Here is a 14,225-nt window from a genome sequence, read left to right as displayed (position 1 = left end):
TGACCATGGTCAGTGCCGCCCTCAAGGACGGGACGGCGAACCGCCGCAGCGTCTTCGAGGTGTTCGCCCGGCGCCTGCCGTCCGGGCGCCGCTACGGTGTCGCCGCCGGTCAGGGCCGGCTCATGGAGCTCATCCGCGACTTCTGCTTCACCGACGCGGACATCGAGCACCTGCGCCGCTCCGGGGTCGTCGACGAGACCACCGCGGCCTGGCTCGCGGACTACCACTTCACCGGCGACATCGACGGGTACGCCGAGGGCGAGCTGTTCTTCCCCGGCTCACCGATCCTGACCGTGTCCGGCAGCTTCGCCGAGTGCGTGGTGCTGGAGACGCTGATCCTGTCGGTGCTCAACCACGACTGCGCGATCGCGGCGGGAGCGGCCCGGATGGTCACCGCCGCCCGGGGCCGGCCGATCATCGAGATGGGCTCACGCCGTACCCATGAGGAAGCCGCCGTGGCCGCGGCCCGCGCGGCCTATCTCGCGGGTTTCGCCTCGACCTCGAATCTCGCGGCCGGCGGCCGCTACGGCATCCCCACGACCGGCACGTCGGCGCACGCGTTCACGCTGCTGCACGACGACGAGCCGGCCGCGTTCGCCTCGCAGGTGGCGGCGCTCGGCAAGAACACGACGCTGCTGGTGGACACCTACGACATCGCCCAGGGCATCCGCAACGCGATCGCCGTGGCCGGGCCCGACCTGCGCGCGATCCGCATCGACTCGGGTGACCTGTCGGTGCTGGCGCAGCACTCCCGCGAGCTGCTCGACTCCCTCGGCGCCACGGAGACGAAAATCATCGTCTCCGGCGACATGGACGAATATTCGATCGCGACGCTGGCCGCGGAGCCGGTCGACATGTACGGCGCGGGCACGGCGGTGGTCACCGGCTCCGGCGCGCCGACCGCGGGCCTGGTCTACAAGCTGGTCGAGGTCGAAGGCCGGGCCGTGGTGAAGCGCTCGGAGAACAAGGCGACGGTCGGCGGCCGCAAGACCGCCGTCCGGCGGCACAAGCCCACGGGTACGGCCACCGAGGAGATCATCGTGTCCCAGGGTGTGCCGGACCACAACACCAACGACCGGCTGCTGCAGCGCTCGTTCGTCGTGGGCGGCGAGGTGGCACCGCTGCCGACCCTGGCCGAGTCCCGCGACCACCTGCGCCAGTGCCTGATCTCGATCCCGTGGGAGGGCCTGAAGCTCTCCGCCGGCGACCCGGCGATCCCGGTCACCGTCGTCCCCACCGCCTGAAAGGTGTGACCATGTCACGCGCACTGATCATCGTCGACGTCCAGAACGACTTCTGCGAGGGCGGCTCGCTGGCCGTAGCGGGCGGCGCGGGCGTGGCCGCCGGCATCTCGGCCGCCCTGAGGTCGGGCAGCTGGGACCACGTCGTGGCGACGAAGGACTACCACATCGACCCGGGCGCGCACTTCAGCGAGCACCCCGACTTCGTCGACTCGTGGCCGGCCCACTGCGTGGTCGGCACGGAAGGCGCGTCCTTCCACCCGGCGCTGGAGACGGAACGGGTGGAGGCGGTGTTCCACAAGGGCGAGCACAAGGCGGCGTACTCGGGTTTCGAGGGACACACCCGCGAGGGCGAGGGGCTGGCGGACTGGCTGCGGGCCCGGTCGGTGACGGAGGTCGAGGTGGTGGGCATCGCCACGGACCATTGCGTACGGGCGACAGCGCTCGACGCGAAGCAGGCGGGTTTCGCCACGACGGTGCTGCTGGACCTGACGGCCGGGGTGGCCGCGGCGACGACAACCGCGGCGCTGGCGCAGTTCGAGGAGGCCGCGGTCGAAACGACAGGCGCGCCGGTCGTCGCGTGACCTCTGTCTAATCGATTGGGAGTTGTCGTACCCCTGCTGTTGACTGTCCGGCGGAGGTTAGGACCGCCATGACACTCACGCCTTACCGGGAGACCCTCGCGCTGCGCGGGATCCGTTCGCTGCTCATCGTGGCGACGCTCGCCCGCATCCCGATCACGGCCGGCACGGTCACGCTGACCCTGCACGTGACCCAGGACCTGCACCTCGGCTACGGCGCCGCGGGCCTGGTCGGGGCCGCCTTCACCGTCGGCAGCTCGCTGGGCGCGCCGGTGCTGGGCCGGGTCACCGACCGCAAGGGCCTGCGCCCGGTGCTGGTGCTGACCACGGTGGCCGAGGTGACGTTCTGGACGACGGCGCAGGCCATGCCGTACTGGGCGCTGCTCATGGCGGCCCTGGTGGGCGGCTTCCTGACCCTGCCGGCGTTCGCGGTCGCCCGGCAGTCGATCGCCGCGCTGGCGCCGGAGTCGCACCGCCTGCCGGCCTTCGCCCTGGACTCGATCACCACGGAGCTGTCCTTCATGGCCGGCCCGGCCCTGGGCGTCCTGATCAGCACAACAGCGGGCGCCCGGGTGGCGATGCTGGCGGTCGGCACGGGCATCCTGCTGTCCGGCATAGGGCTGTACCTGCTGAACCCGCCGATCCGCGGTAAGGACGAAAAGCCGATCTCCGCGGGCGAACGTGTCCCCCGCAGCACCTGGCTCAAGCCCCGCCTGGTCGCGATCCTGGCGATCACAAGCGCGGCAACCATCGTCCTGAGCGGCACGGACGTGGCGGTGGTGGCGGTGTTGCAGAGCTCCGGAGAGGTCGAGTGGACCGGGGCGGTGCTGGGGATGTGGGCGGCTTATTCGCTGGTGGGCGGGTTCGCGTACGGCACGGTGAAGCGGGGGCTGTCGCCGCTGGCGTTGCTGGCGCCGATGGCTCTGCTGACGATCCCGGTCGGGCTGGCGGGTGGCCATTGGTGGCTGCTCGCGCTGCTGCTCCTGCCGGCGGGGGCGCTGTGCGCTCCGACGATCACGGCGACGGCGGACGCGGTGAGCAGGATGACCCCGGCGTCGGCCCGAGGGGAGGCGATGGGGTTGCACAACTCGTCGCTGACGGTGGGGGTGGCGCTGGGGGCGCCGTTGGCTGGTGTGGTTATGGATACGTGGTCGCCTGCTTGGGGGTTTGCTGCGGTTGGTGGGGTTGGGGTGGTGGTGGCTGTGCTGGCCCTGCCGGCCGAGCTGCGTCGGCGGCGGGAGGCTGATGGCGGGTTGGACAGTGAGGTTGGTCAGGGTTCGGCGGATTCGTTGGGGTCGGGGGTGGCTGGGCCGGCGGCGGAGTTTCCGGCGCCCGACGCGGCGGCGCCTCGTCGCTGAGGCGGGTGTCCCCTTCGCGGGCGCTGTTGGCGCCACTGGCTTGCTCGCGGCTTGCTCGTGAGGGCTGGGCCGCGTGGGCACGGACAGCGCAGGCGCGCGCGAGCATGGACGGCGCAGGCGCGGGCAGCGCGAGCAGCGGGTCGCCGGCAGCACAGGCAGCGCGGGCACGGGCAGCGCGAGCAGCGGGTCGCCGGGAGCACAGGCACCTCGGCCAGCGTGGCACGGGCCGCCGGGCCGCCGGGCCGCCGGGCCGCCGGGCCGCCGGGCCGCCGGGCCGCCGGGCCGCCGGGCCGCCGGGCCGCCGGGAGCTTAGGCGCGGGGCGCGAACAGCGCGGGAGAAGGCAGAGCGCGGGCGCAAGCAGCGCAGACACAGGCACCGCAGGCGCAGCAGCTCATACACCGCTACCACCTGCAACGCAGACACCGCTGCCATCGGCAGCGCAAGCACCGCGGCCAGCGCGGGCGCGAGGCAACGCAGGCGCGAGGCAACGCGGGAGCAGGGCAGCGGCCACGGACAGCGGCGCTGCTCGCCCCGACTGCCCGCTGTCGGTGGCAAGGCCGCAAGTTGGCGGTTCTGCTGACGGCGACCGCAGGAGCGACGCGCCGCAAGCTAACCGACGGCGGCCGCCTGCAGCGGGACGTGGCAGCGGGACGTGGCCAGCCGACAGAGACCAGGCCGTGACCAGCGGCGGCCACCGCCACGGCCGCGACGTTCAGCGCGCCTACGTCGACGCCCGCCTCCCGAAGCCTGCGCCGGATCCACGGCCAAGGCCCCACGACGAGCCCCGTGCGCGACGACCAGTGACGGAACCGCCGCACAAACGCAAGCGGCCCGCCCCCGGAAAGGGACGGGCCGCGAAGCAGATACAGGTCAGTGCTTACGGTCGCTGACGTCTTCCTGGTACGTCGCGCCGCCGTCGGACTCGCTGGTCAGGGGGCGGGCGCCGCCCTCCGGCGGGCCTGCCAGCGACTGCGCGCCGGCCGCGAGCTCCGGGAACTTCGCGTCGAAGGCCGGCCGCTCGGAGCGGATCCGGGGCATCTTGTCGAAGTTGCGCAGCGGTGGCGGCGACGAGGTCGCCCATTCCAGGGAGTTGCCGGCGCCCCAGGGGTCGTCGACGGTTACCAGTTGGCCGACCTTGTAGGACTTCCATACGTTGTAGATGAACGGCAGGGTCGAGGCGCCCAGGACGAACGAGCCGATCGTCGAGAACGTGTTCAGGAAGGTGAAGCCGTCGCTCGGCAGGTAGTCCGCGTACCGGCGGGGCATGCCTTCCGCGCCCAGCCAGTGCTGGACCAGGAAGGTGGCGTGGAAGCCGAGGAACGTCAGCCAGAAGTGGATTTTGCCGAGGCGGTCGTCGAGCATCCGGCCGAACATCTTCGGGAACCAGAAGTAGATGCCGGAGAACACCGCGAACACGATCGTGCCGAACAGCACGTAGTGGAAGTGCGCGATGACGAAGTACGAGTCCGAGACGTGGAAGTCGATCGGCGGGGCCGCCAGCAGCACGCCGGACAGGCCACCGAAGAGGAACGTCACGAGGAAGCCGATGGCGAACATCATGGGCGTCTCGAAGCTGATCTGCCCGCGCCACATCGTGCCGATCCAGACGAAGAACTTCATGCCCGTCGGGACCGCGATGAGGAAGCTCAGGAAGCTGAAGAACGGCAGCAGCACCTGGCCGGTGACGAACATGTGGTGCGCCCACACGCTCATCGACAGCGCCGCGATCAGCAGGGTCGCGCCGACCAGGCCCTTGTAGCCGAAGACCGGCTTGCGGCTGAAGACCGGGATGACCTCGGTGATGATGCCGAAGAACGGCAGCGCCACGATGTAGACCTCGGGGTGGCCGAAGAACCAGAAGAGGTGCTGCCAGAGCATCGGGCCGCCGGTGTCCACGTCGAAGACGTGCGCGCCGAGGACGCGGTCGGCGGCCAGGGCGAACAGCGCCGCGGCCAGGAACGGGAAGACCATGATCACCAGGAGGCTGGTGACCAGGATGTTCCACGTGAAGATCGGCATCCGGAACATCGTCATGCCGGGGGCGCGCAGCGTGATGATCGTGGTGATGATGTTGACGCCACCGAGGATGGTGCCGAGGCCGGAGAGCGCCAGGCCGACGACCCACATGTTGCCGCCGATGCCCGGCGAGTGCAGCGAGTTGCTGAGCGGGGTGTACGCGAACCAGCCGAAGTCGGCAGCCCCACCCGGGGTCAGGAACCCGCCGATCGCGATCGTGCCGCCGAACAGGTACAGCCAGTAGGCGAACGCGTTGAGCCGGGGGAACGACACGTCCGGCGCGCCGATCTGGATCGGCACCACGAAGTTCGCGAAGGCGAACACGATCGGCGTCGCGAAGAACAGCAGCATGATCGTGCCGTGCATCGTGAACAGCTGGTTGTACTGCTCCGGCGAGAGGAACTGCATGCCCGGACGGGCCAGCTCCGATCGCATGAGCAGGGCCATGAATCCGCCGAGGATGTAGAACACGAAGGCGGTGATCATGTACATGATCCCGATCTGCTTCGCGTCCGTCGTCCGCAGGATCCGCGCGAGGGCCGAGCCCTTCACCTGCTGTCGCACCGGCCAGGGCCGGGTCACGATCGGCTTAGGCGCAACGGTCGTCACGGATAGCCTCCGGTGTCTCGTTCGTCCCACTGCGTACACCCGAGTGGAAAGGCGTACCTCGCAGGCAGAATAGTCCCCCGCCGACCCCCGGCGGGCGCGGGGTGACCAAAGAGCACCCAGGTCTCAGAACGGCTCGACGAGTCCCCGGTACTGATCGGCGAAGATCCGTTGACCCCGCCTGCGCAGCATAGGGTCGCGCTCCGCCGGGGCGACGTCACGGGTCTGGTCGCGCTGGCGGGTGTGCTCGCGCACCTGGGCGCAGCGATCGTGTCTGCGCTGCTCAAAGGCCTGGAGCGCGGCCGGCACGTCGTGCGGGGTGGCCTTGAGCACTTCGCCGAGCACGACGGCGTCCTCGAGCGCCATCGCGGCGCCCTGGGCCAGCGTCGGGGCGGTCGCGTGGGCCGCGTCGCCGACCAGCAGCACCGGGCCCTTCGTCCAGCCGTCCAGCACGACCTCGTCGGTGCGGGCGACCTGGACCTTCTCCAGCGCGGCGAGGACGGCCGGGACCGGCCCGCCGAAGCCGCCGAACAGCTCACGGAGCCGGGCGCGCGGGTCCTCGGGGTTGGGGGTGCCCGCCTCGACCGTCTCGTCCGCGTGGACGTAGAGCCGGCGGCCGCCCATCGGCATCACGACGAACTGGGAGCGTTCGCCGAGCAGGCAGGTCCAGTCGCTGAGCGACGGGCCGCCGCTGACCACGCTGCGGTAGACGATCTGGCCGGTCGGGACCGCGGCGCCGCCGAGCCCGGCCTTGGCCCGGATCATGGAGCGCCGCCCGTCGGCCGCGACGACCAGGTCGTACTCGGCGATGGCGCCGTTGCCGAACTCGACCTTGGCCCCGCCGTCGACGATCTCCAGGTCACGCACGGCGGTCTCGTAGCGCACCTCGCCGCCGACGCTGGTGAGCAGCACCTGCTGCAGGTCAGCCCGGGACAGCGCACGGCTCTCGCCGACTCCCGCCCACAGCCCGGCCAGGTCGACCTCGAACAGCAGGTCACCGCCGGAGTCGTGGAAGACCTGCCGGAAGATGAGGTCGCCGAGCGGGCGCAGCGGTGCGTCGAGGCCGAGCTGCCGCATCGCGCGTGACGCGTTGCCGGGCAGGAAGATGCCGGCGCCGGGGACGGTGCTGGCCGGCAGCTCCTCGACCACGTCGGGCCGGAAGCCGGCGACTCTGAGCCCTCGGGCCGCCGCGAGGCCGCTGATGCCGGCGCCCACGACGAGGATGCGCAAGGTCATCGCAACAACGCCTCCGAGGGGTGGTCGATACGCGTCGGAGCCAAGACACTACAGGCCGCCACTGGAGCGCGAAAGCCACGATCATGCTTGTGTCCGTTTTGTGGGAGACAGCGGAGCGCGCGGGCCGACACGTCAGGCCACCAGCTCGCGCAGGGGCACACCCGCCAGCGCCTTGACGTCCCGGGAGAGGTGGGCCTGGTCGGCATAGCCCGCGGACACAGAGACGTCGGCGAAGGGACGGCCGGACCGGGCCAGCGCCACCGCCGTCTGCAACCGCAAGATCCGGGCGAGCGTCTTGGGGCCGTACCCGAAGGTGCTCCGGCATCGTCGCTGCAGGTGGCGCGGGCTCAGGCCGCACCGGTCGGCGATCGCGCCGACCGGGCGCCCGGCCCGGGCGCCGGCCGCCAGCGCGACCATCGCCGGATCCGGCTCCTGCCAACGACGCCGCGCGAAATCCTCGAGCGCGGCGAGGGGGTCGGCGGCCTCGGACAGCCGGCGCTGCTCGGTCGCGGGGCACACCGCGTCGAGCGGCACCTGCCGGTCGGTGAACTCGTCGGCCGGGATGCCCAGCACGCCGGGGCCGGTGCCGACGGCGAAGCGCAGGGCGAAGAAGCGGCTGCCGGGAGGGGCTGTGCCGAGCTGGGCGGTGGTGTCCGGGCCGGCGATGAAGACGGCACCGTCGTGCCAGATCAGGTCCATGCAGCCGTCCGGCAGGATCCGCGTCGGCGGGCAGCCCGGCGGGACCGTGCTTCGCCACGCGATCACGTGCGGAAGCTTCGCGGCCCATTCGACGTACATGCCCCAGACCTTGGCACGGGGGTGCGACAAGTTCTCCGAATGACAACCGTGTAACTCCGGCGGACAATTGGGTGGTGACCGACCAGCTGGACGAATACCGGCGTAAGCGTGACGCCCGCCGTACCCCCGAGCCCGTGCCCCGCGGCCGACCCCGGCCGACCAGCGGAAACAGGTTCGTGATCCAGCAGCACCACGCCCGCAGCCTGCACTGGGACGTGCGGCTCGAACGCGACGGCGTGCTGGTCTCCTTCGCCGTCCCACGCGGGCTGCCCCGCGACCGCGGCCGCAACAACCTGGCCAAACACACCGAGGACCACCCGATGGAGTACCTCACCTTCGCCGGCGAGATCCCGGCCGGCGAGTACGGCGGCGGCCGGATGTCGATCCATGATCACGGCACCTACGAGACCGACAAATGGCGCGACGACGAGATAGGCGTCACTTTTCACGGCGAGCGCACCAGCGGCCGTTACGTCTTCTTCCAGACCGGCGGCAACGACTGGATGGTCCGCCGGATGGACCCGGCCGAGCCGGGCTGGCAGAGCATGCCCGAGGCCGTCGAGCCCATGCTCGCTGCCCGGGCCGCCGGGCTGCCACCCGACGACGAGGACTGGGGGTACGAGCTGAGCTGGGCCGGCCGCCGCACCCTGGTCCACGTGTCCGGTGGCCGGGTCCGGCTCGCCACGGCGGAGGGCACGGACGTGACCTCGTGGTATCCGGAGTTGCGCCCGCTGGGCGAGGCGCTGGCCCCGCTGGAGGCCGTCCTGGACGGGGAGATCGTGGCCTTCGACGGGCCCCGGATCGCGCCCGAGCTGCTGGAACGCCGCAAGCCACCACGTGACTCAGCGGCCGCCCGCCGGGCCGCGGAACGGACGCCGGTGCAGTTCCTGGCCTACGACCTGCTGTGGCTGGAGGGCCATTCCACGGTGGAGCTGGTGCGCTATGCGGAACGGCGGGAACTGCTCGACGGGCTGAACGTGAGCGGCGACAACTGGCAGACCCCGCCGTACTTTCCGGGTGGCGGCACCTTCGCGCTCGAGACTGCCCGGGCCCAGGGGCTGACCGGCGTCATCGCGAAACGGCTCGACTCGCCGTACCTGCCGGGCCGGCGCAGCCGGTTGTGGCTGGCCATCGACGCCGGCTGAGCGCACCTCAGTTTTTCCTTGATCCGAGCCGGGCGCACCCGATGAAGGGGTTTACCGGTCCCGGCGACGGAAAGGGCTATACCTGAATGCGTTGCCCGAAGCTCGAGCCGCCGACCGCTGTGAATTCGGATATGTCTGCAGATCTCTGGAACTCCGCCGCTCAGGTCCTCGACACCAACTGGTCCACCGATCACATGGTTCCCTCGCGTGGCCTCTACCCCCACCAGTGGAGCTGGGACGCCGCGTTCATCGCTGTCGGGCTCGCCTATGTCAACCCGACCCGCGCCTGGCGTGATCTGCGGAGTCTGTTCGAGGCGCAATGGCCCGACGGCCGGGTGCCGCACATCGTCTTCGATCCGCGCACGGCGGAGGACGACTACTTCCCGGGGCCGGGCTTCTGGGACGTGCCCGCGTACGGTGACCGCCCGGCCCGCGGCAGCACCGGCCTGGTGCAGCCGCCGCTGCACGCGCTCGCCGCGTGGGAGGTCTACCGGCGCGCCGCGGCGCACGGCGTGGCCTGCGCCCGCGAGGCCGGCGACCAGCTCGCCTGGCTCTATCCGCGGCTGGTCGCCCAGCAGGAATACCTGACCGGGCGCCGCGACGCCGGTGGTGACGGGCTCGTCAGCATCGTGCACCCGTGGGAGTCAGGCCTGGACAACAGCCCGTCCTGGGACGCCGCCCTGGCGGCCGTGCCGGCCGACCTGACGCTGCTTGAGCGCTTCCGGCGGCGGGACATCGAGAACGCGGACGCGGCGCACCGGCCCACCGACGCCGACTACGCCCGGTACGTCGGCCTGGTGGTCGACTACCGCGACGGCGGCTACTCGGACGTCGAGCTGGCCCACCGGCACGCGTTCGTGGTGGAGTGCCCGTCGTTCAACACGATCCTGGCGGCGGCCGAGCTGGCCCTGGCGCACATCGCCGCGGTGGTCGGGGCGGATCCCGCGCAGCACCGGCAGCGCGCGAAGCGGATCACCCGGGCGATCTCCGAGCACCTGTTCGACCCCGAGACCCGCACGTTCCGGTCGCGCGATGTGCGTACCCGTACCCTCAGCCCGGCCCCGTGTGTCAACGGCCTGGTGCCGCTGCTGCTGCCCGACCTGCCCACCGGGCAGGTCGAGGCGATCATGGCCGAGGCCGGCTCGCCGCGCTTCGGCCTGCCCGCGCAGACCGGGCTGCCGGTGCCCAGCTACGACCGGACCGCGCCTGATTTCGACCCGCTGCGGTACTGGCGCGGACCGGTCTGGATCAACATCAACTGGCTGCTGCGGCGCGGCATGCTCGTGCACGGCTACCTCGACGAGGCCGAGGACCTGCGGCTGGCGATGATCCGGCTGGTGCACACCTCCGGGCATTTCGAGTACTACCACCCGCGGACCGGGGCGGGGATCGGCGCCCCGACGTTCAGCTGGACCGCGGCCCTCGCCCTCGACCTGCTCGCCGACCGCAGCGTGCCCGCCTACGCCCGGGCCGCCTGAGCGCTCAGAACTCCTCCGCCCGTACGGTCGTGTCCGCGCCGTGGCCCGTGTGCACGACCGTGTCCGGCGGCAGGGTGAGCAGGCGCTCGCGGATGGAACGCTCGATCGTCGGCCGGTCGCTGTGTGAACGGCTGGTCGCGCCCGGACCGCCCTGGAACAGGGTGTCCCCCGTGAAGACGCAGCCCAGCGCCGGCGCATAGAGGCAGACGGCGCCGGGACTGTGCCCGGGCGTGTGCAGCACCCGCAGCACCTCACCGGCGACGGCGATCTCGTCACCGTCGGCCAGCGGGGCGGGCATCGGCTCGCCGGGGTGCACCAGCTTCCAGAGCACCTCGTCCGCCGGGTGCAGCAGCAGCGGGGCGCCGGTCTGCCGGGCCAGCTCGGGAGCGACCCGGACGTGGTCGTCGTGCGCGTGGGTGAGCACGATCGCGACGATCCGCCGGCCGCCGGCCGCGTCGAGGATGGTCCGGACGTCGTGCGGGGCGTCGATCACCACGCACTCCTCGTCGTCGCCGACCACCCAGACGTTGTTGTCGACGTCGAACGTCTCCCCGTCCAGCGAGAACGTGCCGTGCGTCACCGCGTGGTCGACCCTCATGAGAAGAGCACCACCGAACGCAGCACGCCGCCCTGGTGCATCTTGGTGAACGCGTCCTCGACCTGGTCCAGGCGGATCTCCTCGGACACGAACGCGTCCAGGTCGAGCCGGCCCTGCAGGTAGAGCTCGGTCAGCATGGGGAAGTCGCGGGTCGGCAGGCAGTCGCCGTACCAGCTGCTCTTGAGCGCCCCACCACGGCCGAAGATGTCCAGCAGCGGCAGCTCGACGGTCATCTCCGGGGTCGGCACGCCGACCAGGACCACGGTCCCGGCCAGGTCGCGGGCGTAGAACGCCTGCTTGTACGTCTCCGGGCGGCCCACCGCCTCGACCACCACATCGGCCCCGTTGCCGCCGGTCAGCTCCTGCACGGCGGTGACCACGTCCTGCTCGCGCGCGTTGACGGTGTGCGTCGCGCCGAACTTGCGGGCCCACTCCAGCTTCTGCGGGTCGGTGTCCACCGCGATGATCGTCGTGGCCCCGGCCAGCGCGGAACCGACGATCGCGCCGTCGCCGACCCCGCCGCAGCCGATCACGGCCACCGAGTCGCCGCGGGTGACCCCGCCGGTGTTGATCGCCGCGCCGATGCCGGCCATCACGCCGCAGCCGAGCAGGCCGACGGCGGCGGGCCGGGCCCGCGGGTCGACCTTGGTGCACTGGCCGGCGTGCACGAGTGTCTTCTCCACGAACGCGCCGATGCCCAGCGCCGGGGACAGCTCGGTGCCGTCCTCGAGCGTCATCTTCTGCGTCGCGTTGTGGGTGTTGAAGCAGTACCACGGCTTGCCCTTGCGGCAGGCCCGGCAGTCGCCGCAGACGGCCCGCCAGTTGAGCACGACGAAGTCGCCCGGGACGACGTCGGTGACCCCGGCGCCGACGGACTCCACGATCCCGGCGGCCTCGTGGCCGAGCAGGAACGGGAAGTCGTCGTTGATGCCACCCTCGCGGTAATGCAGGTCCGTGTGACAGACCCCGCAGGCCTGGATCTTGACCACGGCCTCCCCGGGACCGGGATCCGGCACGATGATCGTGGCCACCTCGACCGGCGCACCCTTGGCCCGGGCGATGACTCCGTTGACTCGCTGACTCATGGTTCCCACCTTCTCACCTCCGGCTCACCGCGCGGGTTGTCGGACCCAGGATCTAAGTTGAGGTGGTGACCGTCCTGCGCCGCACGCTGCTCGCCGTCCTGGCCCTGCTCCTGGTGCCCGCACCGGCCCGCGCGGACGCGCCGATGCGGGTGCCCACCCAGGTGACCGACGAGGCGGGCGCACTGGGCAGCCGCGCGGCCGCGGTCGACACGGCGCTGGCCCGGCTCCAGTCCGACACGGGCACGCAGCTCTTCGTGGTGTTCGTGGAGTCCTTCGACGGCACGCCGGCCCAGACCTGGACAGACGAGACAGCCCGGCTGAGCGACCTGGGCGAGCGCGACGCGCTGCTCGCGGTGGCGACCCGCGACCGCTCGTACGCGTATTCGTTCCCCGACGACTCGCGTTTCTCCAACGCGGAGCTCGCCGACGTGGCCGGCAACGACATCGAGCCGGCGCTGTCCCGTGGCGACTGGTCCGGCGCGGTGATCGCCGCCGCCGAGGGCTACTCGGAGGCGGCCGCGGGCTCGAGCGGGTCATTGATCTGGGTGCTGATCCTGCTCGCGGTGATCATCGCGGGCGCGCTGATCTGGGTGCTGCTGCGCCGCCGCCGTCGCGCCCGGCCGACCCCGCCGCAGGTCACCGGCCCGCCGACCGAGGAGCTGACGGCCACGGCCAACGCCCTGCTCATCGAGCTCGACGACGACCTGCGGGCCAGCGAGAGCGAGCTGGCTCTGGCCGCCGCGCAATACGGCCCGGAGGCGACGGCGCCGTTCCGGGCAGCGCTGGATGCGTCCCGGCAGGACGTCGCCGAGGCGTTCCGGCTGCGGATGACGCTCGAAGAGGAGCCGGCGCCGGACGAGGCGACCCGCCGCCGCACGCTCGGCGAGATCATCGCGAAGTGCCGGGCCGCCGACGAGCGGCTGGACGCGGAGTCCGAGGCATTCGACCGGCTGCGCGACCTGGAGGGCCGGGCGGAGCAGGTGGCCGACGAGGTGGACCGGCGCCGGGCGGCGGTCGAGGCCGCCCTGCCGGCGGCGGCTGAGGCACTGCAAGACCTGACCCACCGGTACGCGGGACCGACGGTCACCGGCATCTCGGCGAATCTCGATCAGACTCGGGAGCGGGTCCGGTTCACGGGTGAGGCGGTGGGGCGGGCTCGCGCTGCTCTGGCCGGGAGTCCGGCTGCCGGGGCCGGATCGACGGGCGGGGGCCGGGCTGAGGCTGCGCTGGCTTTGCGGGCCGGTGAGCAGGCTGTCGGGCAGGCCGAGCAGTTGGTGTCGGCTGTTCAGCGGGCCGGGGCCGAGCTGGCGACCGCGCGTTCGGCGGCGGACGCTCTGATCGTGGAGCTGGACGCGGAGATCGCGGCGGGGCGGGCGGCGCTGGCTGGAGGCAGTGCGGTGCCGGCCGGGCTCGGGGCTGCGGTGACTGGCGCCGAGCAGGCTGCGGCTGAGGTGCGCCGGCAGCTTTCCGGATCGAAGACTGACCCTGTGACTGCGGTCGCGACGCTGCAGGCCGCCGATGCGGCGCTGGATCGGGCGCTTGCGGAGGCGCAGGACGCTGCGGAGCGTGCGGCCCGGGCCCGGGGGCTGCTGGCCCAGGCGTTGCCGGTGGCGCGGGCCGAGGTTGCGGCGGCGGGTGACTTCATCACCACCCGGCGCGGGGCGGTCGATGCGGGGGCGCGAGCGTCGCTGTCGGAGGCTCAGCGGCATCTGGCGTTGGCCGAGAGCCTGGCGGGGTCAGATCCGGTGGTGGCTCTGGGTGAGGCCCAGCAGGCGCAGCAGTTGGCGGCGAGTGCCGGGCAGGCTGCGCGGGCGGATGTGCAGAGCTGGGGTGGGGGTTATGGCAGTCGCGGGGGCTTCGACGAGGCGTTTGCGGGTGCGGTGCTCGGCGGGATCCTGTCCGGCGGCGGAGGTGGCTTCGGCGGCGGCTTCGGGCGGGGCGGTGGTGGCGGCGGCGGCTTCGGTGGAGGCGGCTGGGGTGGCGGGGGCTTCGGCGGCAGCGCCAGCCGGGGCCGGCGATCAGGCGGCGGAGGTGGCGGCGGTGGACGCCGAGGTGGAGGCGGCCGCTTCTGACGTCTTCCGG

General features: G+C 72.0%; 11 protein-coding genes. 6 read left to right on the top strand and 5 right to left on the bottom strand.

Features of this window, described 5'->3' with window-relative positions:
- Positions 1-5: 5 nt before the first annotated feature.
- The 3 genes from ACQP2Y_RS06445 to ACQP2Y_RS06435 all read left to right on the top strand — a co-directional run bounded on the left by ACQP2Y_RS06445 (position 6) and on the right by ACQP2Y_RS06435 (position 3,180).
- On the top strand, positions 6-1,244 hold the full coding sequence (locus tag ACQP2Y_RS06445) for a nicotinate phosphoribosyltransferase (RefSeq protein WP_433731786.1): 1,239 nt from the start codon (positions 6-8) through the stop codon (positions 1,242-1,244).
- An 11-nt stretch (positions 1,245-1,255) separates the two neighbouring features.
- The gene (locus ACQP2Y_RS06440) at positions 1,256-1,825 is read left to right on the top strand and encodes an isochorismatase family protein (protein WP_433725465.1); all 570 of its coding nucleotides are present in this window, start codon (positions 1,256-1,258) and stop codon (positions 1,823-1,825) included.
- Between the two features lie 68 nt (positions 1,826-1,893).
- On the top strand, positions 1,894-3,180 hold the full coding sequence (locus ACQP2Y_RS06435) for an MFS transporter (protein ID WP_433725463.1): 1,287 nt from the start codon (positions 1,894-1,896) through the stop codon (positions 3,178-3,180).
- Positions 3,181-4,051: 871 nt separating this feature from the next.
- Here ACQP2Y_RS06435 and ctaD read toward each other — a convergent pair.
- The 3 genes from ctaD to ACQP2Y_RS06420 form a co-directional block, all read right to left on the bottom strand.
- Positions 4,052-5,806, bottom strand: a complete 1,755-nt coding sequence (gene ctaD / locus ACQP2Y_RS06430) for an aa3-type cytochrome oxidase subunit I (protein WP_360555222.1) — start codon at positions 5,804-5,806, stop codon at positions 4,052-4,054.
- Between the two features lie 123 nt (positions 5,807-5,929).
- The gene (locus ACQP2Y_RS06425) at positions 5,930-7,039 is read right to left on the bottom strand and encodes an FAD-dependent monooxygenase (protein ID WP_433725461.1); all 1,110 of its coding nucleotides are present in this window, start codon (positions 7,037-7,039) and stop codon (positions 5,930-5,932) included.
- 132 nt (positions 7,040-7,171) lie between these two features.
- Complete coding sequence (locus tag ACQP2Y_RS06420) at positions 7,172-7,837, bottom strand: helix-turn-helix domain-containing protein (protein WP_433725459.1); 666 nt, start codon at positions 7,835-7,837, stop codon at positions 7,172-7,174.
- Positions 7,838-7,911: 74 nt separating this feature from the next.
- Here ACQP2Y_RS06420 and ACQP2Y_RS06415 point away from each other — a divergent pair, with 74 nt between their 5' ends.
- Positions 7,912-8,982 carry a DNA polymerase ligase N-terminal domain-containing protein gene (locus tag ACQP2Y_RS06415; RefSeq protein WP_433725457.1) on the top strand — a complete coding sequence of 357 codons (1,071 nt, stop codon included), beginning with the start codon at positions 7,912-7,914 and terminating at the stop codon, positions 8,980-8,982.
- 131 nt (positions 8,983-9,113) lie between these two features.
- Complete coding sequence (locus ACQP2Y_RS06410) at positions 9,114-10,460, top strand: MGH1-like glycoside hydrolase domain-containing protein (RefSeq protein ID WP_433725455.1); 1,347 nt, start codon at positions 9,114-9,116, stop codon at positions 10,458-10,460.
- Positions 10,461-10,464: 4 nt separating this feature from the next.
- Here ACQP2Y_RS06410 and ACQP2Y_RS06405 read toward each other — a convergent pair whose 3' ends face one another.
- Both ACQP2Y_RS06405 and ACQP2Y_RS06400 read right to left on the bottom strand, forming a co-directional pair.
- Positions 10,465-11,058: an MBL fold metallo-hydrolase gene (locus tag ACQP2Y_RS06405; RefSeq protein WP_433725453.1), complete on the bottom strand. Its 594-nt coding sequence runs from the start codon at positions 11,056-11,058 to the stop codon at positions 10,465-10,467.
- The gene (locus ACQP2Y_RS06400; protein WP_433725451.1) at positions 11,055-12,143 is read right to left on the bottom strand and encodes an S-(hydroxymethyl)mycothiol dehydrogenase; all 1,089 of its coding nucleotides are present in this window, start codon (positions 12,141-12,143) and stop codon (positions 11,055-11,057) included. Before ACQP2Y_RS06400 ends, ACQP2Y_RS06405 begins: the two co-directional genes overlap by 4 nt.
- 65 nt (positions 12,144-12,208) lie before the next feature.
- Between ACQP2Y_RS06400 and ACQP2Y_RS06395 the strand changes: the two genes are divergently transcribed.
- Complete coding sequence (locus tag ACQP2Y_RS06395) at positions 12,209-14,215, top strand: TPM domain-containing protein (RefSeq protein WP_433725449.1); 2,007 nt, start codon at positions 12,209-12,211, stop codon at positions 14,213-14,215.
- Positions 14,216-14,225: the final 10 nt, after the last annotated feature.

This window comes from Actinoplanes sp. CA-051413, assembly GCF_050955795.1.
Lineage (GTDB): Bacteria > Actinomycetota > Actinomycetes > Mycobacteriales > Micromonosporaceae > Actinoplanes.
This window is presented reverse-complemented; position numbering and strand designations above follow the sequence as displayed.

Coding starts and splice junctions, on each gene's coding strand:
- ACQP2Y_RS06445 (WP_433731786.1), top strand. CDS start 6: ATGGTCAGTGCCGCCCTCAAGGACGGGACGGCGAACCGCCGCAGCGTC.
- ACQP2Y_RS06440 (WP_433725465.1), top strand. CDS start 1,256: ATGTCACGCGCACTGATCATCGTCGACGTCCAGAACGACTTCTGCGAG.
- ACQP2Y_RS06435 (WP_433725463.1), top strand. CDS start 1,894: ATGACACTCACGCCTTACCGGGAGACCCTCGCGCTGCGCGGGATCCGT.
- ACQP2Y_RS06425 (WP_433725461.1), bottom strand. CDS start 7,039: ATGACCTTGCGCATCCTCGTCGTGGGCGCCGGCATCAGCGGCCTCGCG.
- ACQP2Y_RS06420 (WP_433725459.1), bottom strand. CDS start 7,837: ATGTACGTCGAATGGGCCGCGAAGCTTCCGCACGTGATCGCGTGGCGA.
- ACQP2Y_RS06410 (WP_433725455.1), top strand. CDS start 9,114: ATGTCTGCAGATCTCTGGAACTCCGCCGCTCAGGTCCTCGACACCAAC.
- ACQP2Y_RS06405 (WP_433725453.1), bottom strand. CDS start 11,058: ATGAGGGTCGACCACGCGGTGACGCACGGCACGTTCTCGCTGGACGGG.
- ACQP2Y_RS06400 (WP_433725451.1), bottom strand. CDS start 12,143: ATGAGTCAGCGAGTCAACGGAGTCATCGCCCGGGCCAAGGGTGCGCCG.